General features: G+C 45.3%; 24 protein-coding genes. 17 read left to right on the forward strand and 7 right to left on the reverse strand.

All coding sequences use genetic code 11. The features are described from left to right. Positions 1-678: 678 nt before the first annotated feature. The 3 genes from AC4E8B_RS11265 (at position 679) to AC4E8B_RS11275 (ending at position 4243) form a co-directional block, all read left to right on the forward strand. A complete protein-coding gene (locus AC4E8B_RS11265; protein ID WP_490219030.1) occupies positions 679-1035 on the forward strand; it encodes a hypothetical protein in 357 nt (118 codons plus the stop codon). Positions 1036-1466: 431 nt separating this feature from the next. Beyond that, positions 1467-1631 carry a hypothetical protein gene (locus AC4E8B_RS11270; RefSeq protein ID WP_490219032.1) on the forward strand — a complete coding sequence of 55 codons (165 nt, stop codon included), beginning with the start codon at positions 1467-1469 and terminating at the stop codon, positions 1629-1631. Beyond that, positions 1628-4243: a collagen-like protein gene (locus tag AC4E8B_RS11275; protein WP_490219639.1), complete on the forward strand. Its 2616-nt coding sequence runs from the start codon at positions 1628-1630 to the stop codon at positions 4241-4243. The genes AC4E8B_RS11270 and AC4E8B_RS11275 overlap by 4 nt, the downstream gene beginning before the upstream one ends. Positions 4244-4668: 425 nt before the next feature. On the opposite strand, the gene AC4E8B_RS11280 is transcribed toward AC4E8B_RS11275, so the two are convergent. Then, positions 4669-6195 (reverse strand): glycosyltransferase, encoded by a 1527-nt coding sequence (locus AC4E8B_RS11280; protein ID WP_490219034.1) that lies wholly within the window; start codon positions 6193-6195, stop codon positions 4669-4671. Between the two features lie 204 nt (positions 6196-6399). Here AC4E8B_RS11280 and AC4E8B_RS11285 point away from each other — a divergent pair, with 204 nt between their 5' ends. The 6 genes from AC4E8B_RS11285 (at position 6400) to AC4E8B_RS11310 (ending at position 10600) form a co-directional block, all read left to right on the forward strand. Further along, positions 6400-7245 (forward strand): glycosyltransferase family 2 protein, encoded by an 846-nt coding sequence (locus AC4E8B_RS11285; RefSeq protein ID WP_490219035.1) that lies wholly within the window; start codon positions 6400-6402, stop codon positions 7243-7245. 24 nt (positions 7246-7269) lie between these two features. After that, positions 7270-8010 (forward strand): glycosyltransferase family 2 protein, encoded by a 741-nt coding sequence (locus tag AC4E8B_RS11290; protein ID WP_490219037.1) that lies wholly within the window; start codon positions 7270-7272, stop codon positions 8008-8010. 120 nt (positions 8011-8130) lie between these two features. Further along, positions 8131-8610 carry a reverse transcriptase domain-containing protein gene (locus AC4E8B_RS11295; RefSeq protein ID WP_490219039.1) on the forward strand — a complete coding sequence of 160 codons (480 nt, stop codon included), beginning with the start codon at positions 8131-8133 and terminating at the stop codon, positions 8608-8610. Between the two features lie 28 nt (positions 8611-8638). Beyond that, positions 8639-8740, forward strand: a complete 102-nt coding sequence (locus tag AC4E8B_RS11300) for a group II intron maturase-specific domain-containing protein (RefSeq protein ID WP_490219041.1) — start codon at positions 8639-8641, stop codon at positions 8738-8740. Positions 8741-8768: 28 nt separating this feature from the next. Further along, positions 8769-8969 (forward strand): hypothetical protein, encoded by a 201-nt coding sequence (locus AC4E8B_RS11305; protein ID WP_490219641.1) that lies wholly within the window; start codon positions 8769-8771, stop codon positions 8967-8969. Between the two features lie 455 nt (positions 8970-9424). Further along, a complete protein-coding gene (locus tag AC4E8B_RS11310) occupies positions 9425-10600 on the forward strand; it encodes a BMQ_0737 family morphogenetic spore coat protein (protein WP_490219043.1) in 1176 nt (391 codons plus the stop codon). 463 nt (positions 10601-11063) lie between these two features. On the opposite strand, the gene AC4E8B_RS11315 is transcribed toward AC4E8B_RS11310, so the two are convergent. Both AC4E8B_RS11315 and AC4E8B_RS11320 read right to left on the reverse strand, forming a co-directional pair. Beyond that, positions 11064-11915 carry a hypothetical protein gene (locus AC4E8B_RS11315; RefSeq protein WP_490219045.1) on the reverse strand — a complete coding sequence of 284 codons (852 nt, stop codon included), beginning with the start codon at positions 11913-11915 and terminating at the stop codon, positions 11064-11066. Between the two features lie 159 nt (positions 11916-12074). Beyond that, the gene (locus AC4E8B_RS11320) at positions 12075-13292 is read right to left on the reverse strand and encodes a hypothetical protein (RefSeq protein ID WP_490219047.1); all 1218 of its coding nucleotides are present in this window, start codon (positions 13290-13292) and stop codon (positions 12075-12077) included. Positions 13293-13451: 159 nt separating this feature from the next. On the opposite strand from AC4E8B_RS11320, the gene AC4E8B_RS11325 reads away from it, so the two are divergent. After that, positions 13452-14687 carry a BMQ_0737 family morphogenetic spore coat protein gene (locus AC4E8B_RS11325; RefSeq protein ID WP_490219049.1) on the forward strand — a complete coding sequence of 412 codons (1236 nt, stop codon included), beginning with the start codon at positions 13452-13454 and terminating at the stop codon, positions 14685-14687. A 126-nt stretch (positions 14688-14813) separates the two neighbouring features. On the opposite strand, the gene AC4E8B_RS11330 is transcribed toward AC4E8B_RS11325, so the two are convergent. Beyond that, on the reverse strand, positions 14814-15911 hold the full coding sequence (locus AC4E8B_RS11330) for a glycosyltransferase family 4 protein (RefSeq protein WP_490219051.1): 1098 nt from the start codon (positions 15909-15911) through the stop codon (positions 14814-14816). A 144-nt stretch (positions 15912-16055) separates the two neighbouring features. On the opposite strand from AC4E8B_RS11330, the gene AC4E8B_RS11335 reads away from it, so the two are divergent. Continuing rightward, positions 16056-16799, forward strand: a complete 744-nt coding sequence (locus AC4E8B_RS11335; protein ID WP_490219053.1) for a glycosyltransferase — start codon at positions 16056-16058, stop codon at positions 16797-16799. Between the two features lie 181 nt (positions 16800-16980). Here the strand turns inward: AC4E8B_RS11335 and AC4E8B_RS11340 are convergent, their stop codons facing one another. The 3 genes from AC4E8B_RS11340 to AC4E8B_RS11350 all read right to left on the reverse strand — a co-directional run bounded on the left by AC4E8B_RS11340 (position 16981) and on the right by AC4E8B_RS11350 (position 20206). Next, a complete protein-coding gene (locus AC4E8B_RS11340) occupies positions 16981-18336 on the reverse strand; it encodes a collagen-like triple helix repeat-containing protein (RefSeq protein WP_490219055.1) in 1356 nt (451 codons plus the stop codon). 319 nt (positions 18337-18655) lie between these two features. Continuing rightward, positions 18656-19549 (reverse strand): glycosyltransferase, encoded by an 894-nt coding sequence (locus AC4E8B_RS11345; RefSeq protein WP_490219057.1) that lies wholly within the window; start codon positions 19547-19549, stop codon positions 18656-18658. 36 nt (positions 19550-19585) lie between these two features. Beyond that, positions 19586-20206, reverse strand: coding sequence for a hypothetical protein (locus AC4E8B_RS11350; RefSeq protein WP_490219059.1), 621 nt, complete (start codon positions 20204-20206; stop codon positions 19586-19588). 119 nt (positions 20207-20325) lie between these two features. Between AC4E8B_RS11350 and AC4E8B_RS11355 the strand changes: the two genes are divergently transcribed. From AC4E8B_RS11355 to AC4E8B_RS11380, 6 genes are all read left to right on the forward strand, one after another. After that, the gene (locus AC4E8B_RS11355; RefSeq protein WP_490219061.1) at positions 20326-21801 is read left to right on the forward strand and encodes a hypothetical protein; all 1476 of its coding nucleotides are present in this window, start codon (positions 20326-20328) and stop codon (positions 21799-21801) included. Between the two features lie 35 nt (positions 21802-21836). Continuing rightward, on the forward strand, positions 21837-22034 hold the full coding sequence (locus tag AC4E8B_RS11360) for a hypothetical protein (protein WP_490219063.1): 198 nt from the start codon (positions 21837-21839) through the stop codon (positions 22032-22034). 399 nt (positions 22035-22433) lie between these two features. Beyond that, a complete protein-coding gene (locus AC4E8B_RS11365; RefSeq protein WP_490219065.1) occupies positions 22434-23432 on the forward strand; it encodes an NAD(P)H-dependent flavin oxidoreductase in 999 nt (332 codons plus the stop codon). 173 nt (positions 23433-23605) lie between these two features. Beyond that, the gene (locus AC4E8B_RS11370) at positions 23606-24613 is read left to right on the forward strand and encodes an ABC transporter substrate-binding protein (RefSeq protein WP_490219067.1); all 1008 of its coding nucleotides are present in this window, start codon (positions 23606-23608) and stop codon (positions 24611-24613) included. A 20-nt stretch (positions 24614-24633) separates the two neighbouring features. Beyond that, a complete protein-coding gene (locus tag AC4E8B_RS11375; protein WP_490219643.1) occupies positions 24634-25653 on the forward strand; it encodes an ABC transporter permease in 1020 nt (339 codons plus the stop codon). Beyond that, a complete protein-coding gene (locus tag AC4E8B_RS11380) occupies positions 25637-26431 on the forward strand; it encodes an ABC transporter ATP-binding protein (RefSeq protein ID WP_490219069.1) in 795 nt (264 codons plus the stop codon). Before AC4E8B_RS11375 ends, AC4E8B_RS11380 begins: the two co-directional genes overlap by 17 nt. The last annotated feature ends 50 nt before the right edge of the window (positions 26432-26481 follow it).

A 26481-nucleotide genomic window follows, 5' to 3' on the forward strand; every position in this document is an offset into this window, starting at 1 on the left:
CCATGGAAACAATGCTGTTTTATTAAATGGTCAAGAAAATAAACGGATACTGGGAACATATGGAGTAAACATGAAAGCTGGGAACAGAGGATGGACCACTCTTTTTTGCCGCCAAATTATACTATGTTGATTTTCCTGCCAGAGTTCATGACATCCGCTCTTTTGGGACAGCGAGTGAAAGGCCAGCTTAGGAAATCAGGTTGGATAATGGGAAAATAGTCATTCTATAGGTAATAGAGTAAGAATAAACAAGCGTGATAGAAAGCGAGACTACATGCCTTTAGTCTGTGGAAATTCCGTTTTTTTGTGGGGAGTGAAAATTGATATTCAGGAACGTATAGGATTAGTATATATCTCCACTCCGCCCCTCCTTTTGCACTGTATCGTATCTTGCTGTCCATTTCAGGTAACCAAGAGTTGTTTGGACAGAGGTCTATTAATACGGCGAAAATAGCTTTAATTTCTGAAAAATAGGCTAATAGAGCTTCACAAAAAGCAAAGGCCGAATAATATGAGGTGTGGAAGAAATGTGAGTGCCATTTTTTCCTCAAGAACTAGTTTTTTGTCCTTACAGCAAACTCAGCACAGTTTCTAACCCCCAATAAGTTAACGCAAGATTAAATATCCAAAAGACCTAGCAGCTGACGGCTGAAGATTAAAATAGAAGGAGGTTTAGGAATGGCAGTCATTTCAACGGGACCCATTGCAAATCCGGCTATTGGAGGAATTAGGCAGGTTTCACAGATTACAGTTATTGCGGATAACAGAAGCTCTGTGAGTGCTTCTTCGGTCCTTATCCAAGGCTACATTTTAAATGGGACAAGAACTCTATATGTAGAGGAATTGGTTTATCTTGGCCCGGACCAGGTGGAGACCAGGAATTACTTTGGCAATGTTGATGCATTTGAATATGTATTCACTACCAGTGAACCTGCTGAAGCGAGCACTCAAATTTCTCTTTGGGGGAAATCCGCAGCTGGTGCAATCACGTTCACAGAGCGTCTTGTTTCAGATGAGATGCTGGGGCAGCTTTAGAAACTTTTACACTGAAATATATGGTGCTTTTGTTTGGAATAAAAACCAAGAAGCTTTTGATCATTTATATTTTTAATAATAAAAAGGAGGGAATAAATTGGCGGTACTTTCCACTGGCCCTATATCTAATCCCCTTGCAGGAGGGGTAAGACCGACTAGGACTGTCTTGGTCAAGCTAGATAATAGGGATAATGCCAATTCTTCTACAGTCTTAATACAAGGCTACAGCTTGAATGGCACTAGAGCTGTATATGTGCTTGAACAGGTAAATCTTAGTCCGAATCAGGTATTGACAAGGGAATATTTTGCAGATTTAGATGCATTTGAATTTGTGTTTAATACTAGCGGAGCTGCTGAAGCAAGTACACAAATCTCCGTCTGGGGTAGGGATGCTGCTGGTCAGCTAGTGCCGGCACACAGGCTTGTGTCTGATGAATTATTGGGATCCAATCAAGGCGTACAAGGGGCTCAGGGTCCACAAGGTGCAACAGGATCTCAAGGCCCTCAAGGAGCGACAGGTGCACAGGGCAGCCAAGGGCCTCAAGGAGCTGCAGGGGCTCAGGGTGCTCAAGGGCCGCAAGGACAAACCGGAGTGACAGGTGCTCAAGGAGCTCAAGGGCCGCAAGGTTCCACGGGAGCGCAAGGAGCGGCCGGCCCACAAGGCGCTACAGGAACTCAGGGTGCTCAAGGGCCGCAAGGGCAAACTGGAGTGACAGGTGCTCAAGGAGCTCAAGGGCCGCAAGGTTCCACGGGAGCGCAAGGAGCGGCCGGCCCACAAGGCGCTACAGGAACGCAGGGTGCTCAAGGGCCGCAAGGGCAAACTGGAGTGACAGGTGCACAAGGAGCTCAAGGGCCGCAAGGTGCAACTGGTTCACAAGGAGCAGAAGGTCCACAAGGCGCAACTGGGGCACAAGGAGACCAAGGTCCTCAAGGAGCAACGGGTGCACAAGGGGATGCAGGCCCGCAAGGAACCCAAGGGCCGCAAGGTTTCGCGGGAACTCAAGGAACCCAAGGCCCACAAGGAGCAACTGGTTCACAAGGAGCTCAAGGTCCACAAGGTGCTACAGGAGCGCAAGGAGCCACAGGCCCGCAAGGAAACCAAGGTCCTCAAGGTTCCACGGGAGTGACAGGGGCTCAAGGATCCCAAGGTCCACAAGGCGAAACTGGTTCACTAGGAGCTCAAGGTCCACAAGGAGCGACTGGAGCGCAAGGAGCCACAGGTTCTCAAGGGGAACAAGGACCTCAGGGAGCAACAGGAGCCCAAGGAGCCACAGGCCCTCAAGGGCCGCAAGGTTCTACGGGAGCGACAGGAGCTCAAGGAACCCAAGGCCCACAAGGAGCAACAGGGGCACAAGGATCCCAAGGTCCACAAGGCGCAACAGGAGGGCAAGGAGCAGCCGGCCCTCAAGGAGCAACAGGAGCCCAAGGATCAACCGGCCCGCAAGGAACCCAAGGTCCACAGGGATCCACGGGTGCAACTGGAACCCAAGGTCCTCAAGGGCCACAAGGGCTAACGGGTGCCCAAGGAGCAACAGGAGCGCAAGGAGCAGCCGGCCCACAAGGAGCAACAGGAGCCCAAGGAGCCACCGGCCCGCAAGGAACCCAAGGTCCACAGGGATCCACGGGTGCAACTGGAACCCAAGGTCCTCAAGGGCCACAAGGGCTAACGGGTGCCCAAGGAGCAACAGGGGCACAGGGAGCAACAGGATCACAGGGAGCAACAGGAGCCCAAGGAGCCACCGGCCCGCAAGGAACCCAAGGTCCACAGGGATCCACGGGTGCAACTGGAACCCAAGGTCCTCAAGGGCCACAAGGGCTAACGGGTGCCCAAGGAGCAACAGGGGCACAGGGAGCAACAGGATCACAGGGAGCAACAGGAGCCCAAGGAGCCACCGGCCCGCAAGGAACCCAAGGTCCACAGGGATCCACGGGTGCAACTGGAACCCAAGGTCCTCAAGGGCCACAAGGGCTAACGGGTGCCCAAGGAGCAACAGGGGCACAGGGAGCAACAGGATCACAGGGAGCAACAGGAGCCCAAGGAGCCACCGGCCCGCAAGGAACCCAAGGTCCACAGGGATCCACGGGTGCAACTGGAACCCAAGGTCCTCAAGGGCCACAAGGGCTAACGGGTGCCCAAGGAGCAACAGGGGCACAGGGAGCAACAGGATCACAGGGAGCAACAGGAGCCCAAGGAGCCACCGGCCCGCAAGGAACCCAAGGTCCACAGGGATCCACGGGTGCAACTGGAACCCAAGGTCCTCAAGGGCCACAAGGGCTAACGGGTGCCCAAGGAGCAACAGGGGCACAGGGAGCAACAGGGGCACAGGGAGCAACAGGATCACAAGGATCAACCGGCCCGCAAGGAACCCAAGGTCCACAGGGATCCACGGGTGCAACTGGAACCCAAGGTCCTCAAGGGCCGCAAGGACTAACGGGTGCCCAAGGAGCAACAGGGGCACAGGGAACAACAGGAGCGCAAGGAGCAGCCGGCCCACAAGGAGCAACAGGAGCCCAAGGAGCCACCGGCCCGCAAGGAACCCAAGGTCCACAGGGATCCACGGGTGCAACTGGAACCCAAGGTCCACAGGGATCCACGGGTGCAACTGGAACCCAAGGTCCTCAAGGGCCACAAGGGCTAACGGGTGCCCAAGGAGCAACAGGGGTACAGGGTACAACAGGAGCACAAGGAGCGGCAGGCCCTCAAGGAGCAACAGGAACCCAAGGGCCGCAAGGATTGACCGGCTTAACAGGTTCGCAAGGTCCTCAGGGCCCGCAAGGACTAACAGGTGCCCAAGGTCCGTCTGGATCCCAGCCAACATTGGCATTTGTTAATGTTCCAGGCTCTATCAGTGTGTTGCCGGCTGGAAGTGAGGTAGTTGTAGCATCTGTTACGACAAATGTGACTGCAGGTCAAAATATTAAAATCGATTCTGCTGTTCAATTAGATACTACTGCTAATGCCAATAACGCCATAGCAGTACAGTTTAGACTGTACAGGGGCGGCACCCTCTTAACGACAAGAACACTAACTAGGAACTTGGCATCTTCAGGTGGCCAAACCTTTGATATTGCCGACACATTTGTTGATACCGCTCCGGCTACAAATCCTGCCTCTGTCTATCAATTGAGGGTAATAGTTACGGCCCAAACAAACTATTTAACTGCGATAGTAGTTCAACGGAATTTAAACTTAATAAAGTTTGTCTAAAGGATACGGATAAGTATAAACTTTATTAGTGACTTCAGGCTGGTTCACTAGGTAGGTGGAAACTACTAATGAATCAGCTTTTTTGGATCAATCCAAATCCAAATGAATTTTCCCCAGCTTCCCTGTCATATTTTTAATATTATTATATGTATATATTGAATCTCTTTAGGCTAAGTGTTGTCCTTTTTATTTACTCAGGCATACTTTTAGTAAATTTAAGAAGTAGACCAAAATAAATAGATTTCATTTATTGCAGATTACTGGTCATTATAAAGCTAAAACTGTACAATTAAATTTTCCTTTCATCAGGTTCGTTACTAGCAGGTGCGATTCTTAATAAATATTAGGTTTGCATTTAGCTATTGCTTAATCATCTTTATGAATTTCTTAAGGATAGGCTGCTCTAGAGGCAGCCTATTTCTCTATTAGGGCATAATAATTATTTTTTCCTGGCAAGAAGAACATAATTTCGCATATTCTATATAAAATTCTAACGGATCCTCAGGTTTCATTGGCCACCAGCGAATACTCCCGGGGGGGGCTTTGGCGGCAAGCGGTTCGATATTATCGGGAACATCACCAACTATAATTATCTCCATATTATCAAATCCCGTTTTAATGCCTTTATCAAGAGTTTCATACAGCTGATAAGGCTCCTTGTTAGATGAATAGGGTATTGGAAAGATAAAAGCTTTTTTGTTAATGTTTACATTTATAATATGTGCTGTTTTTCTTGAAGGATCATCCGGATTTGTTTCCCAAACGCGATTGTAGGGAACCAGTTCAGGCATGCCAAGCCTTTTTATCTTTTGAGAGATTCTATGATGATAATAATCTTTCAACTCTCTAACCAGAATCTGGATTTGTTTGTTGCGTATAAACGTGGAATTGTTTCCTCCCTTATTTCGATATTGAATATAAAGAAGATCAGGCACAGCTGCATATGTTGTAGAAAGGAAAGTCCTTATAAGCAAATCATAGTCGTCACTGACGAGCAGCTCTTCTCTATGTCCCCCGACAAGATGATAGCATTCTCTGGTCCATGCGCGAGGATGGTTCGGCAGTCCGACAAGATGTCGGATGGTACTTCCGTTTATAGCTGTATGCCTCAGGATGTTTTGCCATCGGTCCATGGAGTGCAGCCAGCTCCGATAATAGACGCTGTAGCCGAATCCGCAGTCCCAGCCGTACCAGTGGGCATGAAGGTTTTCGGCGAATACCTCTGTACAGTCGCCGTAAACAAAACCGCATTCAGGGTTATCCTGAAAGGCGCGTACAATTTTCTCCAGGCAATCCGGAGTCAATTCATCGTCATGGTCGACTTCAACCAGAATTTCCCCTGTACAAAGACCTGCTGCATATCTTTTTGTTGCTCCGATGTACCCTTTATAGCTATCCTGCCTGTATCTGCGGACTCTGGGGTCATCCAGCTTGGTCAAGTATTCCCGGTAGGTTTCGTCATTATCGTCAGAATCATCGACAATAACCCATTCCCAATTATCGTAAGTCTGATCTAACAGAGATTTGAATGGGCGGTGTATCTTTTCCTTAGATTTGTAGGCAGCAGTAAACACGGATACAAGGGGTTTAATAGAGGTGAATTTCGCTGGCGGTACGACTTTATTTTCAGGAAGCGGATCAGTTGCTGATAACCAGCAATAAAAAAGCTGTCCAGGTTCAATTCTATTCGGCGTTTCATAATGGAGCCAGCGTTTCTTTTCATGGGCCGGCATGGAAATAAGTCCTGGGAATTCTCTCCAGTCACTGCCGATGGAAATATAGACTCTTGGAATTTTAGTGTTGAGATCCTCGGGTACTTCTTCTCCCCTGCACATAATCGTAACGATATGATCCTCAACCAATCTCGTTTTAAGGGCACTCATATCATTCAAGGAAACACTTTCTGAAACAAAAAAATAAGCTTTTAGCAAAGGTATTATTTTATCCTGCATGATTTTCTCCTAACTTTTATAAAGTGGCAGACTCCTCTAATATTCATATTCGCATCCCTGCTCTTGTTGCCAAATCCGGGCTGTGCGGAAATTAAGCGGAACCCTGCATCATTGCAGAACAAAGGAAGGATACCCGGAATAGATTAATAAGGCGGAAATGTCCATACGTTTAATGGAAGGAGTTTAAATATGCTTTTGCCTCTTGTGAGTATTCTCATTCCGGCATATAATCGGCCAGATACACTAAAGACAGCCATTGAGAGTGCCTTAAAGCAGACATATCCCTGTATTGAGGTCATTATTTGCGATGACAGCTCAGACAGCCGGGTTGAAGAAATGATTGAATCCTGTTTCAGCAGCGGGGACCCCATCCGCTATTATAAAAATGAAGAGAATTTATTTTTGAAAAATTGGCACAAGCTGTTTGACTTGGCTTCCGGGGAATATGTAAATTATTTGATGGATGACGATGTTTTTGATGAGAAAAAGATAGAGAAGATGATGTTTTTTTTTCAAGAGTTTCTGGACATCACTCTCGTCACTTCCTATAGGCAGACAATCGATGAGGAGGGGAACTGGATTGCCCCTTTATATGCAACAGAAAGGCTATTTCAGGAGACAAGGGTCATTAATGGGAAAGTTTTCGCTGATATGGCTCTTTCACGCTGTTTGAACATCATCGGCGAGCCTACGACAGTTTTGTTCAAAAAAGAGGATTTGAAGGAAAAATTTGGGGTTTTGGCCGGGAAACAATATTCATTGCTGAATGATTTGGCTGCCTGGCTGAATCTTCTTTCAGAGGGAAGGGCCGTCTATATCCCTGAGCCTCTCAGTTTCTTTCGCCTGCATGCCAGCCAAAACAACCATATCCTTGGTCAATCTGCATTCAGTGAATGGCTCGATCTCATTATGGCTGGCAGGGAAAATGGGTTTCTTATTTCTAATCAATTGTATAAGCAGGGTCTTATGAACTACCGCTCACGTATTGCCGGAACTGACCAGTATAAGCCTGATGTGCAAATGATCGATCGTATTCTGGAAGGCCTGTAAATGGATTTGGAAGGAGACGCAATAATGAAATACGGTAACTCTGCAAATGACTTGGTGTCTATTATTATTCCGTTCTACAATTGCAAGTATGTGGCCAGAGCAGTAGCGAGTGCACAAAGACAAACATATCCTCATATTGAGATTATTGTAGTGGATGATGGTTCGACCTTGTTTACTGATCAGCTGGCCCCATTCATGGACAGTATCCGGTATATTAAGAAAAGTAATGGCGGCACTGCATCAGCCCTCAATGAGGGAATCAGACAGGCAAGGGGGAGATATTTTGCCTGGCTCAGCTCTGATGATGAATTTTTACCGAAGAAAGTTATGTTGCAGCTTGCCTTTATGAAGAAAAGGAATAGTTTAATTTCCTTTACTAATTTTAATTGGATAGACAGCCAGGGAATAGCAATGGCGAATTCGCTGACTAAAAAATACAAGGACCAGCTTAGCTTTTACCAGGACTTGAAAGAATTCTGCCCAGTGAATGGTTCGACTGTCATGGCCCGCATGGATGTCTTGCAAGTCATGGGTCTATTCAATGAAACGCTGAAGTTTACTCAAGATTATGAAATGTGGATGAGAATTGCAATGAGATATGAATTTTCATTTTTAGACATCCCATTGACCTTGTACCGCATCCATGAATCAATGGGCACTAAGGTGTATGAGCAAGGAGCCCAGCTGGAGCTGGCATCACTTCAGGAACTCTATAAGCCAAAAATCAGTGATCACATCAGAAAGCTAGATGGGGGTTCGGGGTGAGGCCGCAGTTATATAGTATTACACCTGAAAAGATGGCCAAGTGTCATCTTTTTCTTTTGTGTGCCGGGCATGTTCTTCAACTAGGCGGTGCAAGTCCGCTATGGGCGTTGGGTTGTAGATATGGATCTAGAGAAATTCTTTGACCGAGTCCAGCATGAAAAGCTCATGTCTCTGATAGCCAAGACCCTCTCTGATAAACCGACACTTAAGCTTATCCGAAGATTTCTTCAAGCCGGGGTTATGGTGAATGGTGTGGTTATTACCAACAGAGAGGGGACTTCGCAAGGAGGTCCCTTAAACCCTCTTCTCAGCAATATTATCCTTAATGAATTAGATAAGGACCTGGAGAAAAGAGGACATAAATTTGTACGCTACGCAGAAGACTGCACTATCTATGTTAAGAGCATTAAAGCTGGAGAGAGAGTTAAACAAGGAGTTACAGAGTTTCTAGAGAGAAAATTAAAGCTAAAAGTCATCGAGGAGAAAAGTGCGGTGGGAAAGCCGAGTGCACGGACATTCTTAGGAGTGGTTTCTATAGGACGAAAACCAGGGTGTACGTGCCAAAGAAATCAAAACAAAGGCTTGAAACCAAACTACTGAAGCTGACAAACCGTACTGGGGAGTAAGTATGACTTACAGAATCCTTAAAATTAATCAACTCATCCAGGGATGGGGGAACTATTTTAAAGTTGGGGATATAAAATCATACGCAGAGGATATCGACCGATAAACATATCCGTCGTAGACTGAGAGCGTGCCTGTGGAAACAATGGAAAAAGATAAAGACCAAGTACAAAAACCTTAATAAATCAGGTATCTCAAGAGAAAATGCACGGAAAAACGCCAACACCCGAAAGGGTTATTGGCGCAACTCCCGAAATCCCGTAATTAATGCCGCCTCGAACAATAAGTATTTGCGTCAGCTAGGTTTAAAATCGTTACAAGTAATCATTTCATAAAACTTTCGAGGCGACGGCGACGTATACCGAACGGTACGTACGGTGCTGTGAGAGGTCGGCACGGTGACGTGCCTCCTACTCGATTCATATGCTTCGGATGTTTTCAGTTACACCTGCGCAGCGAGTTTTCAACCTCAATGTGAATGCAGAGAGGCCTCTATGATTCTCAGGCAGAGAACTCTGAAGGCTGAAGAACTCAGTATACACACTAACCGGGGATTCATATAGTACTTTCAATATACCGGAAATGTATGGGTTTTGGTCTATCCTATCTGTTTTCCAGAAAGCCAGATATGTTTTTTAGTAAAAGTTCCTATATTGGCACTATATAATGAAAACGGGACCAAGATTTGTGAATTAAAACAGGCTGCTGATTAGAACTATTCATCCCCTATCACCATATGATGAATAGAATGCACAACCTATTAGAAAGGATGATGTAGTTGAAGCCTCATATGAGATCACAACTGACTCCTAATAACGTTCAAGAAGAATGTATTCGCGTTTCCAAGGTTTATGACTGGGTATTTGATGCGATTACAACTGATACAGAAATTACCTTGCCGCCCGAATGTGCAGCAGCAGTTGCATTGGCAGTTGCAGAAGGGAGGACGCCTTTAGATGTTACGTGCCAGGTGCCTAAAGTAGAAGGATTTTTCCCGCTAGATCCTCCGGATACCAGAGGAAATGCGAGCTGTACGGTATCGTCCAGGATTGAAAGGCGAAAGTTACCGGTAAACGGCATCATGGCAGAGCTGGCAATTGTGAAGGTTATTTTCACAATCAGGCCGCTCGTAACCATTTTTGACAGCACAGGAGCGATGATTTGCAGCTTCTGTCCGACTATCAGCGAATCACGCCGCCTCGTTGTCTGTGCCCCTGAGCCTTTCACAAGCGACAACGTATTCTGCCGCCTGATTTCCCTGAACTGTGAAACAAACTTTATTGAAACAGGAATTCCTGATCTTGGCCTTCAGGTCATGCTGGATATTTGCTCCGACATTCAGGTTGAAGCAGATGTGAAGCTGGAAGTTCTGGCTAAATTCTGCTTCCCGCGTCCAAATGATATCGTCATTCCTCCTGGTGGGGTTTGCCCGCCGTTTGAATGGCCGGAGCAGTGTGGCTTATTCCCGCGCAACACCTGCGATTGCCAGGCTTTTGTGGATACAATTCCTATTACAGGCCCAGTACCTATCACTTTTAGCCCGATCCTGTTCGCTGAAGATTTGGCAGCAGGAACTTATACGACAGAATTGACTGCTCAAATTTGTTACAACTGCGAGCTGACATGCAGCACTCTCCAATGGATTGTGGAAGAGTTTGTTGTACCTTCTGGAACTGGAACGGTGGATCAAAGCTTTATTTTCACTGCGGAAGAATTCAACATGCCGACTTGCACTATGGTTATGGGAATTAATACACTGACAGTAACAGGTGCAGGTACGATTGAATTCTCTGATCCGAGCATGCTGGATCGAACAGCGTTGTTCACACTGACCTTTGCTGAAGATATCGATGCCGGAATTGAGGGTTACTCTGTTGTATTGACTGATATGGGTGGAGATCCGCTTGTAACCTTTGCTGGCGGTGGAACAGGCTTTGTCGGCCAATCCGCTCAATTAAAAGAATAAGCGACACGTTCTTTTACCGCGACTTGAAAATTTTTGTATGAGAATGGTTCGATTGTAATTGTCAGTATGGTTGTTTCGCTAAACGCAGGTTTATTCAATGAAAACCTGAAGTACTCCCAGATGAAGATATGTGAATGCGGTTTTCAATAGAATATGAATTCTCAATTCCCCAAATTTTATAGACCTTGTTTTGTATCCATGAAACATTGGGTAGCAGTAGTTATGCACGAGAATCCCAGTTGGAGATGGCATCTCATCAAATAAGTAATCACATCAGGAAGCGTGAAGGGGGATCCGGGTGTGTCCGCTGTTAAAAATTTACAGCCAGAAGAGGTGGCCATGCGTCATTTTTTCTTTAAATTCGCATGAAATAAGCATTCATTGCCAGCATTAAAGCCTAGCCCCTTGAGTCATAAGGAGGGCGGCCAGAGGCTTATTCGATTGGAACTCAATGAATGCTCTTTTAATGGTGCTTAATGTCCTCCGTAATCCCTTCGCTGCGTGTGTCCAGTTTCAAAATTAAGGCAGAGAGGAGGTCAATCTGATCCTCCAGCATAGAAATCTGCTGCATGCTTGCGGAAATGGCGGAATCGCTTTCGCTGACGCGTTTCTGAAGCTCTCTCACCACACTGGTTAAGTGTGTGATTCTGTTAGTGTTTTCCTTGGTGATCGAGGATGCAGGTATCGTGTTTGGTACAAGCTTCGTTCCGGTGCTGCCCAGTTTTGATTTCATGCTCAACAGCTCATTTACCGTGTCCAGCTGCTGCTTCTTAAGGTGATTTTTTTCTTCAATTAGCGCATTTCTGCCAGCAATCAGTATTTCTGCTTCATTTTGGCTGCCTTCAAGATCCTTTTTCATTTTCCGCAATTCCAATCTTAGGCTGATAAGCGCTTCCTGTTCCTTCTTGTTTTTCTCTTCCAGGTTTGCCATTTCAGCCTGAAGCCTGATTTCTCCCTCTATAGCGATTAGGAGTTTTTCCTCCAGTTCGATCACCAGCTCGTTACTGCGTCTGTTTTTCCCCTCCAGCTCTTCAATAAATTCTTCCAGATAGGTTAGCGATTCTTTATTGCCTTGTTCAATCTTCTCAAGTGTAATAGCAAATGCTTCTCTTTCTTCCTGCCCGTGTTTTTCCAGTTCACTTAATTGCTTTTTGAGGGAGATATTTTCTTCTTTCAGCCTTTCTAACTGGCTGTAATGATAATCGTCCTGGTACTCTTTGACTCTTGCCTTATACCTTGAAAGCTCGGAATTCAGATGGATGATTTTCTGCTGAAGCATGTGGTAATCATCTTCTCTGCAGCTTGTTCGCAGCATTAACGCCACCTCTTCTTTCTGGGCTGTGGTAATGCATTTTATGCACGTGGAATGTAGAAGTGACAAAAATGCAGGCGGCATCTGCTTTTATTCAAACGGAAAGTGCCCGAAGGCTGGTGTAATGTTGATTCTTAGATGGAACGGACGGTTTCAGGGCTTCTAAAAGGATAGCGAAATGGCATTGTTTGAAGAAAATTGATGCTTTCCTTCATTAAAATAGACAAACGCCTGAATCAGAACAGAAGTGTTTTCTTCCGGGTCTTTAATGGAGAGATTCAGGGCGTTGAATATACACGTTTCCCCCGGTGCCACTTCCAGCTGTTGAATAGGGGTCACCCAGTATTCTCCCTTAGATTTGACTCTTTCCCGCCAATTGTCATATACATATTTCCAGCCCTTGTCTCCACCGTCCCCTTTGACAGCCAATCCTTCGACCATCTTCGGAGGGATAATCTGGCCTTGCAGTGATACCCCTGTTTCAGGGGGGACTTTAATACAGATAACCGGATTATAAAGAATGATGTTTCCATTATTCTTCATAAGCAGCGTCCCGTTTACCATTACCTCTTGTACCGTTTCACCAAGTCTTGGAAGAAGAAGGGTATAGTTCATGCTAATATCTGCATCTGCCTTGAGCTCTTCTTGCATTTTGGCTTCCACAGGCCTTTTAGGCTGACGCAATGGTACCTGCGGTGTTTTCTTTTCATCAGGTGGCTGTTTTTTTGATTTCCCTTCCTTTTGTAATAAGAATCCATTGATAAGGGTTTTCATGACAGGAATCGGCAGGAAAGCACCTGTCTGTTTCAACTCTTTAGGACTGTTGCTAGAATAGCAGACGACCGCCCTTGTCAGGATGGATGCAAGGCTGCTGCTGGCCGCAATATCCTTCGGCAGCATGCACACGATTTTCAGCTGAAGAGGGGCATTGGCTTTCATATTTCTCATTTCCCTGAACTTGAAAGGAACAGCCCTTTTATTAAGCTCTGATAAAAGAGCATTTTTTACCCGATCATCTAAATGAGTTGAATGTTCTAAAATAAGCTGCGGCAGGGCAGTGTTTTCAGATTCTGCTGCTTCTATAAATATATGGGGCTTAAGCTTTTCTTTTTCATCGATATCAGCCGGTAGGATATGAAATCCTTCTGCATTCAGATAATGCTTAAGTTCTTCAGCCCAAGGAATATTTGATGAATCTGCTGAAACCAGGGGGAAGAGGATGGTTTCCTGCTTTCTTCCGGAAGTTATGTGAAGCTTTCTCTCTGTTTCTTCCCATCTAGTGATATACCCATGATGCTCACAAAAAAGCGTAATGCTCATCAACGAAGAATTGACCGCTTCTCCCATTGGCTCTCCTTCCAGAAATACAGATAGGTTCATGGCATATGCTCCTCTCTATCTCATTAGGCCAAAACAGAAATATATGAAATTTGGCCAGAGGTTATCAAACTAAAAAAACAGGCTTATTGATTAGAACCATTCATTACAAATATCCATATGATGAAATGAATACACAACCTATTAGAAAGGATGATTTAGTTGAAGCCTCATAAGAGACCACAACTGACCCCTAATAACGTTCAAGAAGAATGTATTCGGGTTTCCAAGGTTTATGACTGGGTATTTGATGCTATTACAACTGATACAGGAATTACCTTGCCGCCCGAATGTGCAGCAGCAGTTGCATTGGCAGTTGCAGAAGGGAGGACGCCTTTAGATGTTACGTGCCAGGTGCCTGATGTAGGAGGATTTTTCCCGCTAGATCCTCCGGATACGGAAGGAAATGCGAGCTGTACAGTATCTTCCAGGATTGAAAGGCGCAAGATTCCGGTAAACGGCATCATGACAGAGCTGGCAATTGTGAAGGTTATCTTCACAATCAGGCCGCTCGTAACCATCTTTGACAGCACAGGAGCGGTGATTTGCAGCTTCCGCCCGACCATCAGCGAATCACGCCGCCTCGTTGTCTGTGCCCCTGAGCCTTTCACAAGCGACAATGTATTCTGCCGCCTGATTTCCCTGAACTGTGAAACAAACTTTATTGAAACAGGAATTCCTGATCTTGGCCTTCAGGTCATGCTGGATATCTGCTTCGAAATTCAGGTTGAAGCAGATGTGAAGCTGGAAGTCTTGGCTAAATTCTGCTTCCCGCGTCCGAATGATATCGTCATTCCTCCTGGTGGGGTTTGCCCGCCGTTTGAATGGCCGGAGCAATGCGACTTCTTCCCGCGCGACAACTGCGACTGCCAGGCGTTCGTGGATACAGACCCGCTTACAGGACCTGTACCAATAACCTTCGATCCAATTCTGTTTGCTGAACCTTTGGCAGCAGGAACTTATACAACAGAAGTAAGAGCGGAGGTCTGCGATAACTGCCAGCTGACAGGCAGCACCTTCCAATGGATTGTTGAAGACTTTGTTGTCCCGACAGGAACAGGAACACTTGCAGTCGATCAAAGCTTTGTTTTTACAGCTGAGGAATTCAACATGCCAACATGCACAACCGTGCTTGGCATTACTACACTTACTGTAACTGGTGCAGGTACAATAGCATTCTCTGATCCTAGCATTACAGACCGAACCGCTTTGTTCACATTGACAGTGGTTGAAAATATTGGCTCATCTCTAGATGCTTACTCTATTACTTTGACAGATGTAGCCGGAGGTCCGCTTGTAACTTTTGCAGGCGCGGGTGTTGGCTTTGTGCCGGATGAAGACTTGATTGTCCAGGATTGCGTAACTTTCCCAAATCTATTGGATGGTGAATCTTTATAATTGCAAAGGCTGATGGGTCTAAAAGAAGGGGCAACCCTTCTTTTTTTCTATTATCTTTGGCGGCATTTCAAAGGTGTTCTGTCAGCTTCTAAAATGATGGAAATCCCTGTATTAGCATGTGGCAGGTTATCTTTTGGTTTGTAAAAGCTCTGTTATCATGTTTAAAAAGTGGGTAGCATACTCGTCAGGAGAAAAATTCTTCTGGATATGGTAAAAAGCCCTTTGCCTGATGGCCTCCCGCATAGAGGAGTTGGTGAGCAGATCATGGGCTTCTTTGACTGCTTGCTGGATATTATTCAACGGAAAAAATTTCCCTGTCACATTATGAAAGATAAAATGCCGGACACCATCTGAATCGGATGAAAGAACTGGGCATCTGCATACCATTGCCTCCAATATGGCGTAGCCGAAACCTTCCACTTTAGAGGTCGAACAAAGGAATCCATTAGAGTCCCCAATCATTGAATAGTGATCGGGCATCCTATCATGTGGAAGATTGGCAAAAACAGTAAGGTAAGCCCGGAGGTTAAGTTGATTGATGGTAGTTTCAAACGATTTCCTTTGTTCAGGTGACGCGAGCGTGCTATCTTCAAACATCCAAAGCCTGATGGCTGGATTTTTTCTGATCATTTTGGCGCCGATCATCAGGAAATCTTTCCAGTTCTTGTTGTCTTCTAACCTCCCAACCCAGCCGATAATCGGGCTGGACCTTTTGGGCAGCTGCCTGTAATGAAAGTCTGCAGTATTGAAGCAGTTGTGGAAGGAATACTTCTTCTTGGCAGGGAAGTATGTTTCAAAAGCTTTGATTAGGTGCGGGGTTTTTGGGTATAAAATGGCATCACAATAGTGATTGAGAACAGGCAGGGCAGTCTTTTTCACGAACTTTTCAGCATAGTCCTTATCATGTCCAAGTCCCTGGCTTTCAAAAATTAGTATTCCATTATAGCCCAGCGACCGGAGACGCTGAAGCATCGCTAGGTCTGAGCCGACAACAATCGCATCATAGTTTCCTTTCTCAACGATTTCTTTCATTTCCAAATCAGAATCTGTGACAAATATAGGGGCATCGATTTTATTTTGCAGCCCTGTACCGCTTTGTGTGTAAAGAAAATGACAATTAATGCCGATCTGCTTGAGTGCATATAATCTCTGTCTATTTAAGGTTTCGACACCACCGCTTGGTATATAGAAGGTAAACAGGATATTCAACTTCCGTTCACTCATTTTCTTTTCACCTCATTCCTAATTTAATGAAAGTAATGCGGATGCGACACCTTTTAGGAATTCAAGCACTATACTATCATGAGATCTTACAGGACCTTTCAACCAATTGAAAATATAATTTTAAGTACAGGAAGGTGAATCTTAATGGCACTCCCAGATTCCAGCACAAAGTACAATGACCTTGTGTCAATCGTTATTCCATTCTATAACTGCAGCTTTGCTGGCAGAGCAATCTCCAGCGCTTTGCAGCAAACGTATAATAATATTGAAATAATTGTTGTGGATGACGGCTCCACACTGCATCTTCAATCCTTTAAGCCTTTTCTAGACCAAATCGTTTATGTTAAAAAGAAAAATGGAGGGACGGCATCAGCATTGAATAAAGGTTTTAAAAAGGCAAAAGGCGATTATATCGCCTGGCTGAGTTCTGATGATATGATGGTGCCAGAAAAAGTTGAAATGCAGCTGGAATTTATGAAACAGGAGGACGCGGCATTTTCATTCACAGATTACCAGATCATTAATGAAAAAGATGAAATCCTGACTCCTGAAGGTATACTCAGCGGCTGCAGCAAAGAATCCCTGCTTGAGGATTTGAAAACAAAATGTACAATCAATGGATCTACCATGATGATGAAGAGAAGACTCCTTGCCGATGTTGGCATTTTCAATTCTTCGTATCGCTATGCCCATGATTATGAGTATTGGATCAGAGCTTACCTGAAGCATGACTTAGCCTTCCTCAAAAAGCCTCTGACCCTTTATAGGACCCACAAAGGTATGGGAACAAAAAAGCATTATAAAAAAATCTGTGAGGAGGCAGATCAAATCAAGAAACTATACAGTCTTGATCTTGCCAATTTTCACGGGTGGAAGGGGGCAAAATAAGACCCTCCCTCATTCTATGGTATGAGATGCCCGGCCTATTCCTTATAAAAATGCTTTGAATGTCCAATCTTTGCAAAAAGATGGGACAAGCTGAACAATGTATGTATACTGCCGGGATTAGGCCATTTGTTTCCCCCATACCGGCAGCAATGGGTTAAGGTGGGGTGGCGCTTAAATTCTATCAGGATTCGTTGAACAGTACCTCTTTTGTACCTGTCACTGTGGAGCCTGATCCGACAAAGTAGTAATTGGATGCCCCGTCAAGATTCAGATTTCCTGTCCAGGTAATTCTCCCAAACTGGCTGCTGAAAATGCCGATCGGAAGTACATCTGCGGTCGGATTTGCCGTAACACTTCCACCTATAAAGGAATGGGTGATTTGACCATATAAAGCGATCTGCATGATGCTGTCGGAACGGCTGTCGACCATTCGCTGCATTCTTAACCCATTGTGGATCACTGTGCCAGTAAGCCTGCTGTTATAGACATAGGCATTCAGTTGGCCTTGATGGCCTGATTGGATGAAATTCCCGATAATATTTGCATTATGAAGCTGAAAGTCAATCGCTGTAAAAGGATTGAGTACTGCGACGTTTTGAAAGATGACATTACCTGATATGATTGCTCCATCCGTGTAATTCGTTTGCGTGGCGACTGATGTGCCATTATCAAATGTGCCTATAACCGTTACGGGACGTGCATTTAAGGCTGGGCCCTGAGTCAGATACATATTCTCGGCATCCTGGCTTGTCTGTATAGTTACGTTTCTTGGAGTCGAGGATCCGAAGTTTGCCAAGTCAGCGTTTCCAAGCACCCAAGGACCAAACCCTAAAATTTGGATATGCCTTGCGGGGGGAATAGTTATGTCTTCATCAAACACAGAATTAGCTGCAATCAAAATAACAAGTCTTGCACGCATCCCATCTGCAGCAGCCAACCGGCTGTTTGCGGCAGCTGTAATCGCTGCCTGCAGGGAATTAAATGGATTGGAAGGAGAGCCGTCGCCCTGCCCTGGAGCGCTGGAATCGGCCCAGAAGACGGTTTCCTCTCCCCATATAAAGTTGTTTAGCCCCTGTTTTCCTTGAGGGCCTTGAGCTCCGGAAGAGCCGGTACTTCCCTGAGGGCCTTGAGGGCCTTGAGCTCGAGAAGCGCCGGTAGCTCCTTGAGGACCTTGAGCTCCCTCGCCCGAAACGAGCAGCTCATCGGATACCAGTCGATGTGCTGCTACCAGCTGGCCATACACGTCTCTGCCCCAAACCGATATCTGTGTGCTGGCTTCTGCCGGGCCGCTTGTGGTAAAGACCAATTCAAAAACATCAAAGTTAGCGTTCAGGTTCCTTGTTATCACCTGATTAGGCCCGATATTGATCGATTCAAGGGCATATAAAATCCTTGTACTGTCCAGCTTGTAGCCCTGAAGCAGCACTGTTGATGAGTGAGCTGAATCTCTATTATTAAGCTTAATAGTAACTGTCCTGGTTATCCTGTTTCCAGCTGCCGGGTTATTAGATATAGGGCCTGTCGATAAAATGGCCAATTTGAATACTCCTTTGCCAAGTAGAATTAAATTAACTTAATCAGTTTCGATTCATATTATTTTATTTTTCAATTTTCAAATTGCCTGTGGGTTTGTCCACCAGTCCGTGCGGATATTCTGCAATTAAGCATTAATAGAAAAAGCCTGATATCCACAAAGATGGATTAAGCAGGCTTTTAAAGTGGTGTAATTTTATGATTTACCAAACATTACCCAAGGTAGTTTGTCCTAGAGCAAATAAAAATTTTAGGGCAATTAACCGGGTAAATGCTTTTGATGAATGACTCAGTAACGTCAGGTGAGAAGGTCCGAAGGTCAGTTAGAATATAATATTAAACTTAGAAAAGTACCAGTCATCATCATATTTCCTTCTAGCGAGATAGACCTGTCTTTTTGAGAGTGCCCCATTTGCCAATACCTGTCTCTCAATCTCCTTATCATTCCCATTGATTAGCATCTTTCTGATTTTATAAATTCTCGCAGGATTGAAATGCAGATAAGCCAGTCTTAGCAGATTATAGAAGTATTCATCAAGCCCCACCCGATAGGGCTGTACCTTCCTGAATAGGTGCAGAACCTTAGCTTGAGGCTGGACAACACACTTATACCCGAACAGCCAAAGCTTGATGGATAGTTCGATATCCTCATAACCCCATACCGGAAAGCCTGCTTCAAATCCTTCAATATCTTCAAATACTGATTTATTGATTGCAAAGCATCCTCCTGGGAGGATGGCTGTCTCAAATACATCCTCCTGTTTGACATTCCAACTGGTCCTGATTTTTGTGGATTTTTCATTTACCCACAATGTTTGGCCATAGCCGATGAAATGGGGATTGCCGATGGCGCCGATTGCCGGTGTAACGGCGTCTGTCTGGCCTGAGAGAAGCGGCTCAAGCATCAGATCCAGCCAATAATCTGTAAATTCGAGATGTGCGTCACAGAAGACCAGTACCTTTCCTTCAGCCAGTTTTGCACCGGCATTTCTGGCATTGGCTGCACCGATTCCTTCCGTGGTAATCAGTCTGATGCCTTTATCAAGGTATTCTGTTTTAAGGAAATCGCAGCAATGATCACTTGAATGATCATCGACAATAATTAATTCATAGGAATGGCCGTTGGCTGCTGAAAAGAAAGAATTCAATGTTTTAATTACATTATCACCTTCGTTTTTAACGGGGAAAATAATAGAAACAAGGGGTTTTTCAGTCAAATTCAGTCACGCTCCTTCCCGCGGATAACCTATTTTTTAAAAAACAGGGTAAATTCGTTTTTCGGCTTCATCTATTGATATCTGGCCAGCTAAGTAGCTGCAGATGAGCGAATAGTTGAAATGAATTGAGAATAGATTTCGGTTTCGGGAATTGGCTGCAGCCTGAAGGTGGATATAGGGTGGAAGGATATAAGCTGTAAGGGTTTCACCTAACTCCTCAGCTGCCTTCAAATTTCCCTGAGCAATAATGAACTTACGGGTAATGGGGGGATATGAAAGCAGAATGATATCCTGCACTTTATCTTCAGCAGGCCCGGTTTGTTCGATATCAGATTTTTGCAAGAGCTTTTCTGTGAGCCCATTGGGTAAAAATATTTTCTGAATTTTTTCTCTTTTAATCAGATAGTGTAGTTTGGGTATATTCCATTCCAAATGATAGTATTCCGTATCGTTTACCCGGACTATGGCTCTTACACATTCATCGGGACTGACTATATAAGGGGCATCATCCCCAGCTTCCAGTTTACTTTTATAATAATCTAGCGTTTTCTGTAAATCTAGCGGAGGCTTGTTGACAAGATTAAACCCGTTTTTTTGGACAAGCTGCTCCATGTATTCAACAGTTAAAAATCGGTCAAGCATATAGCTTTTTTTCAATGTAATCACCCCTGCATATACATATTGCAGAATCATCGTTTCGTGCTTGTATATTGTAACGGCAAAGCATAATTCACATATAGATAAATAAGATAAATGCCTCGGAAGGAGGGAATGCGATGAAGAAGGAAGTGAATCAATCAATATCGGAACATATTGATGAATTCGGGTCATGGGAGCCAGAAAGCTTTGAAAAGTTTTTGGATTCCTCCAGGCAGGACTTAAAAAGCTTAAAAAAAACAATGCTCATTCAAAGCGGGAAGACGAAAGCATTACAATCAGAGCTTGAACTCCTGGAGCAGAACATATCAGAAACACAACCTGCTGATGATATTGCATATAAAGAAACAGAGGAGAAGATGCAAAGCCAGGCATTTGATCTTCAGATAGAAGCACTGTTAAAGGACATCCAATTAAGAATGGGTGAAATTCAATCGGAGGGCCAGGAACTCCGACTTGAATTAAAACAGAAGAATCAAACCATTAATCAATATGCAACCCAAAATACGGATATTTACAATCATCTGTCCAGCCTAGAGTTTTTATTGGCGCTTTCCAGTCAAAAAAATAAGGAGCTGGAGCAAGAGCTTCGCTGCAGGAAGAGCGATTATAAAAGGAAGTTAAAGGAGACCGGGTTGAGGGAGGAAAACCTTGTCATTCAGCTGGAAGAGCAAAGAACAAAGTTATCCAGCCTGGCGTCCGGTTTCAGGATGCTTAACAGCAAAGAGAGGTATGAGGAAAGAAGGAAAATCCTCCTTGATTTCGACTCCCAACTGGCTGCGGCGATGGTATTGAGGGAAGAGCAGAATACTCTGCGCGGGCAAATAAAAAGCAATATTCAAAATATAGAGCAAAAATGGGTGACTGATGGATTCTCATTGCCTACTCCAGATAAACAAAACCTGAATACAATAAAAAGAGGGAGCTGGATTCATTTGCTAAGGTCTTGGTGGAATAATGAAAGTCAGACGCAAAGTTTAGCAAAGCTTGAGGAGCTTCAGGAAAAGATTAAAGAAATGCATTCTCTTTTAAGTTCGTATGAAAATCTCTTTAGCGATATGAATGGCCATTTTGAGCGCTACGAGCAAAATGAACAGCAGTATACGAGCGAATTGAAAGAGCTGAAAGAGCAGATCCGCGATTTTATTAAGAGGGATGAAGAATATCTCCAAAGAACGAGGGAGCTGGAAGCTGAAATCGCAGATTATAAAGAACAGAATGTAATGCTTGGCGGCAAAGTGAAAGAAATGGAGATGCGTGATCAAGAATTCAAAACTAAAGTGGAACAATTGAAGAAAAGGACCTCAAGCAAAATCCAGCAGGCCAAACCTATCTCTCCATCAAAGCAGGAACAAAATAAAATCAAGGAATCAATGGCCAAATCACAGAGAAGCACTGCCATGATAATGCCGTCAAAAAAGCCGGGGGCTGGGAACGAACACACCGCAGAAATGGCAGAGGCGCTGATCAGGAGGGCCAGGGACAAGGCGAGGCAGGACAAAAATCAGCACCAATATAATAAGATGGAGCTCATTCAAAAATATTATCCGCAAGCCCGGTCCCAGTCGAGTGTTTTTAATCCATTTAAACATTGATCTTAACTTGGTAAAACAATCAGGGAGTGAATGAAATGGAACAGGCAAAAAAATTTTATGAGAGCTTTAAGAAAGCAAAAAAGTTTCCTGCTGGGAAGGTTTCCGGTGAATCCCAAAAGAAAGAATTGTTGGAGAATAAAAACCGGTTGCTGCCAAACGGGGATGCTAAAACTTATATCTCCGGCAATGCGAACAGTACACGACCGCGCCGAAGGACCTGCTGCGGCCGGTAACCATCGGTCTATATGCCGAAGATTCATCAAGAAGGAGCACCCGTATCTTTCCTGACAGAATTCAGGCAGTATAAAGAAAACGGATTTGTTTTAAAAGTTTCAATTTATTTAAAATGGCGGGATAGAGCACTCAATTCTACACTGAAACTTGTCTTGTATTGAAAAGCATATTCGCTTTGCACATTTTATCTTGGCATGGTAAGCCAAGTGCTGCAGTGAATTGATATAATGGCAGACAGTTTGAGGTGTAAGAATGTATGTATGTTATAAATCCTTTCTAATATAAGAATAAGTTGTGTAAATGAGCGTATAACGAGAAGCTCCTGGATACGGGAAATCCAGGAGCTTTTTGTGTTAATATTCTAAATAGTACCGAGATTAGTTACGAGGGGGATTCAGTTGAATAGGTTGACTGAGATTTTAGATATCCACTATCCGATCATACAAGGAGGGATGGGGAATATCAGCAGCAGCAGGCTTGCTGCCGCCGTTTCGGAGGCCGGCGGGCTGGGCACCATCGGGATAGGGACCATGCATCCGGAAGAAATAGAGGCTAAACTGCTTGAGCTGAAGAAACTGACCAGCAGGCCCTTTGCTGTAAATATCCCTATCAGCGTGTCTCCTTTTGTGGAAGCGGCGTTAGGGCTGGCTGAAAAATATGGCGCAGCAGCGGTGTCTCTGTCAGCTGGAAATCCGGCTCCATACATAAGCCGGCTGAAGAAAAAAGGAATCAGAACTATCGCTGTCACCGCATCGGTCAGACAGGCAGTAAAAGCAGAAGGAGCAGGAGTGGACATCGTTTGTGCAGAAGGCTTTGAAGCAGCTGGCATCAATTCCAGGCTTGAAACGACTACTCTTGCTTTGATACCTCAGATTTCCAGCAGTGTTAAGATTCCGGTGGCTGCAGCAGGAGGAATCAGTGATGGAAGGGGAGTGGCATCGGTGTTCATGCTTGGCGCAAGCGGCGTACAGATCGGCACACGCCTCATTGCAGTTGAAGAGGCGCCTTTCCATGAAAATTATAAAAAAAGGCTGCTTGAATCCAGAGATGCAAGTACGGTCATAGTCGGCAGGAGTGCGGGACAAATCAGAAGAATCCTTCACACAGAATATGCCGATTTTTTGCTGCAGAAAGAGAAGGAGATAGTAAATCCTTCTGAGTTCAGCCGGTTTACAGATGAAGATTATCATAAAAGAGGCGCACTCGAAGGAGACGCTGCGGGAGGTTTCATGAATGCAGGACAGTCGGCAGGCCTTATAAAAGATATTCCGCCGGTGGCCGAACTTTTTAAGCGGATGATGCAGGAAGCGGAAGAGGCTATTGAAAAAGCAGCAGGCCAGTTCAGATCCTTTTCAGGGAGGAAGCCCGGTGTCCATTCAGCAGCTAAGGATGAATGAGCACAATAGATTAAATTTTTAGAATATTATTGACACTTTTTGAAGCCGGGTGATAATATAACGTTGTAAAAACGCTGATGTTATAATCTATCATATTTTTATGTAAGCGATTACATGTGTGCAGCACGAGAGGGTCAGTGTGGAAAAATACAAATCTTGCGAGGGGGATTGTCATGAAAAATTCGATCAAAGCTGTTTCTCTATTGCTGGCAGGAAGTTTGCTCCTGGCTGGCTGCGGCAGCAATGAGGCTTCAGGCGGCGATGGAAAAGACGGGGACAAGAAGGTTTATAAGATCGGCCTGACGCAATTTGCCGAGCATCCTTCACTGGATGCAGCAACAGAAGGATTTAAAAAGGCCCTTGAGGAATCAGGGTTCAAAGAAGGCGATAATGTTGAGTATGACTTCCAGAATGCCCAGGCAGATATGAATAATACCCAAACCATCGCAAAAAATTTCGCGGGTGATCAGGTAGACCTTATCTTTGCCAATGCCACGCCAAGTGCTGTCAGTGCCTTGAACACTACAAAAGATATCCCCATCGTATTCACTTCTGTTACAGATCCAGTCGGTGCAGGACTTGTTAAATCATTTGATGAGACTGGCGATAATATCACCGGCACAACAGATAATCATCCGGAAGCTACCGGCAGGACGATCGACTTCATGACAAAGGAAGCAGGTGCCAAGAAGATTGGTGTCATCTTCAATGCAGGAGAGCAAAATTCTGAAGTACAGGTCGAAAAAGTCAGGGAACTCGCAGAAAAAAATGGTGCAAAGGTGATAGAGGCCTCTGTTTCCACTTCAGCTGAAGTCAAACAGGCTGCCGAATCTTTGGTAGGAAGGGCAGATGCCATTTACGTCCCGACAGATAATACGGTAGTTTCTGCACTTGAATCTGTCATAGGAGTGGCACAAAGCAAAAAAATACCTCTATTTGTTGGTGAACTTGATTCCCTTAAACGCGGCGGGGTAGCGGCAAGCGGATTTGATTATTACGAAATCGGCTATCAGACTGGCAAAATGGCTGCTGACATCCTGAAGGGCAATAAGAAGCCAAGTGAAATCCCGGTCGGCCTGCCTGAGAATATCAAACTCGTTTTCAACCCCAAGGCTGCAGAAGAGCAAGGACTTGAAATCAAGGAAGAATGGAAGAACATAGCTGAGTTTTATGAAGAATAGCGAAGGGTGTGGTATCTAGGATGTTTACAGCAATCTTCGGAGCGTTTGAGTCGGGCATCATTTACAGCATCATGGCGCTCGGTGTCTATCTTTCCTTTCGGGTTTTGGATTTTCCGGATCTTACTGTAGACGGGAGCTTTGTGACAGGCGCTGCAGTTGCAGCAACCCTGATTGTGAGCGGCGCCAATCCCTTTCTCGCTACTGCCGCTGCCCTTATCGCAGGCTTTGCTGCCGGCTGCCTTACTGGAATCCTGCATGCTTATGGAAAAATAAACAGCCTGCTGTCCGGCATCCTGATGATGATTGCCTTATATTCCATCAATCTGAGGATCATGGGAAAGTCCAATGTACCGCTTCTGAATACAGATACAGCTATGACAGCCATAAGGGATGCCTGGGACAGAACCGGACTAGATGGGATGCTGAATGGCTTCCTTTCGGCGGCAGGCCTTGAGGGAAGCCTCCCCGGGACATGGGGGATATTTGTGCTGATGCTGGTCACTGCACTGGCGATAAAATCTCTGGCCGACCAGTTCCTGAAAACGGAGGTAGGACTCGCCTTAAGGGCGACCGGCGATAATAAAAGAATGATCAGAAGCCTGTCAGCAGATACAAATCTGATGGTCATTCTCGGCCTCGGGCTGTCCAACAGCCTTGTCGCTTTCTCCGGGGCGCTGATTGCCCAGCATGGGGGATTTGCAGATGTCGGGATGGGAATCGGGATGATCATCATCGGGCTCGCATCTGTCATTATAGGTGAAGCTTTGTTCGGAACAAAAACGATTGCGCGGACAACCCTTGCCGTAATTGGCGGGGCAATCATCTACCGGATCGTCGTCACCCTTGCCCTGCGTGTCGATTTCCTGGAGCCGGGGGACATGAAGCTGATTACAGCTGCTATTGTCATCATCGCTTTGATCATGCCTAAAACAATTGATCGCGTAAGAGAACGCAAAAGAAAAGCCAAAAGGCTGCGCACTCAGCCTGGGGCAGACTATTTTTCCGGAGAAGAGGAGGATCAGCGTGCTCCAGCTAAATAATATCAGCAAAATCTTCAATGAAGGGACGCCTGATGAGAAAAATGCCCTCGACAGTGTGAGCCTTTCACTGAATGCAGGTGATTTTGTCACGGTCATTGGCTCTAACGGAGCGGGGAAGTCGACACTGATGAACATCATTTCGGGCGTCATGATCCCCGATGCAGGAAGCGTGAAGATCAATGGCGAAAACGTAGCAATGATGCCGGAACATAAAAGGTCATTTTTTATCGGGAGGGTCTTTCAGGATCCGATGGCGGGAACTGCCCCCAGCATGACGATCGAAGAAAACTTGGCGATGGCTTATTCCCGCAATAAAGGCAGGACGCTCAAGCGGGGAGTCACGAAAAATCGCCGGGAGTACTTCAGAGAAGTCCTTGAGACCCTTCATTTGGGGCTTGAAAGCCGGCTGAATGCAAAGGTAGGGCTCTTATCTGGAGGAGAAAGGCAGGCTTTGTCCCTGCTTATGGCCACCTTTACGGAGCCTTCCATCCTTTTGCTGGATGAGCACACTGCTGCTCTTGATCCTGCGAGGGCAGAGCTGATCACCAGCTTGACAAAAGAGATTGTCAGCAGCTACAAGCTGACCACCATCATGGTCACCCATAATATGCAGCAGGCACTGGATCTCGGGAATCGGCTTATCATGATGGATAAAGGGCAGATTATCCTGGAGATTGAAGAAGATAAAAAGAAAAAATTAGCAATTGAAGATTTGCTTAACGAGTTTCAGCGGATACGCGGCCAGCAGCTGGCAAGCGACAGGGCCCTTCTCTCGTAGCAAAATAAGGGGGAGGATTAAATGGGCAGAGACAGGCCTGAATTAATCCT

The organism is Bacillus sp. SRL543, from assembly GCF_984799205.1.

Bases quoted from the DNA above. Each gene is read 5' to 3' on its own strand.
- AC4E8B_RS11265 (WP_490219030.1), top strand. From the start codon at position 679: ATGGCAGTCATTTCAACGGGACCCATTGCAAATCCGGCTATTGGAGGA.
- AC4E8B_RS11270 (WP_490219032.1), top strand. From the start codon at position 1,467: ATGAATTATTGGGATCCAATCAAGGCGTACAAGGGGCTCAGGGTCCAC.
- AC4E8B_RS11280 (WP_490219034.1), bottom strand. From the start codon at position 6,195: ATGCAGGATAAAATAATACCTTTGCTAAAAGCTTATTTTTTTGTTTCA.
- AC4E8B_RS11290 (WP_490219037.1), top strand. From the start codon at position 7,270: ATGAAATACGGTAACTCTGCAAATGACTTGGTGTCTATTATTATTCCG.
- AC4E8B_RS11295 (WP_490219039.1), top strand. From the start codon at position 8,131: ATGGATCTAGAGAAATTCTTTGACCGAGTCCAGCATGAAAAGCTCATG.
- AC4E8B_RS11300 (WP_490219041.1), top strand. From the start codon at position 8,639: ATGACTTACAGAATCCTTAAAATTAATCAACTCATCCAGGGATGGGGG.
- AC4E8B_RS11310 (WP_490219043.1), top strand. From the start codon at position 9,425: ATGAGATCACAACTGACTCCTAATAACGTTCAAGAAGAATGTATTCGC.
- AC4E8B_RS11315 (WP_490219045.1), bottom strand. From the start codon at position 11,915: ATGCTGCGAACAAGCTGCAGAGAAGATGATTACCACATGCTTCAGCAG.
- AC4E8B_RS11320 (WP_490219047.1), bottom strand. From the start codon at position 13,292: ATGAACCTATCTGTATTTCTGGAAGGAGAGCCAATGGGAGAAGCGGTC.
- AC4E8B_RS11330 (WP_490219051.1), bottom strand. From the start codon at position 15,911: ATGAGTGAACGGAAGTTGAATATCCTGTTTACCTTCTATATACCAAGC.
- AC4E8B_RS11335 (WP_490219053.1), top strand. From the start codon at position 16,056: ATGGCACTCCCAGATTCCAGCACAAAGTACAATGACCTTGTGTCAATC.
- AC4E8B_RS11355 (WP_490219061.1), top strand. From the start codon at position 20,326: ATGAAGAAGGAAGTGAATCAATCAATATCGGAACATATTGATGAATTC.
- AC4E8B_RS11360 (WP_490219063.1), top strand. From the start codon at position 21,837: ATGGAACAGGCAAAAAAATTTTATGAGAGCTTTAAGAAAGCAAAAAAG.
- AC4E8B_RS11370 (WP_490219067.1), top strand. From the start codon at position 23,606: ATGAAAAATTCGATCAAAGCTGTTTCTCTATTGCTGGCAGGAAGTTTG.
- AC4E8B_RS11375 (WP_490219643.1), top strand. From the start codon at position 24,634: ATGTTTACAGCAATCTTCGGAGCGTTTGAGTCGGGCATCATTTACAGC.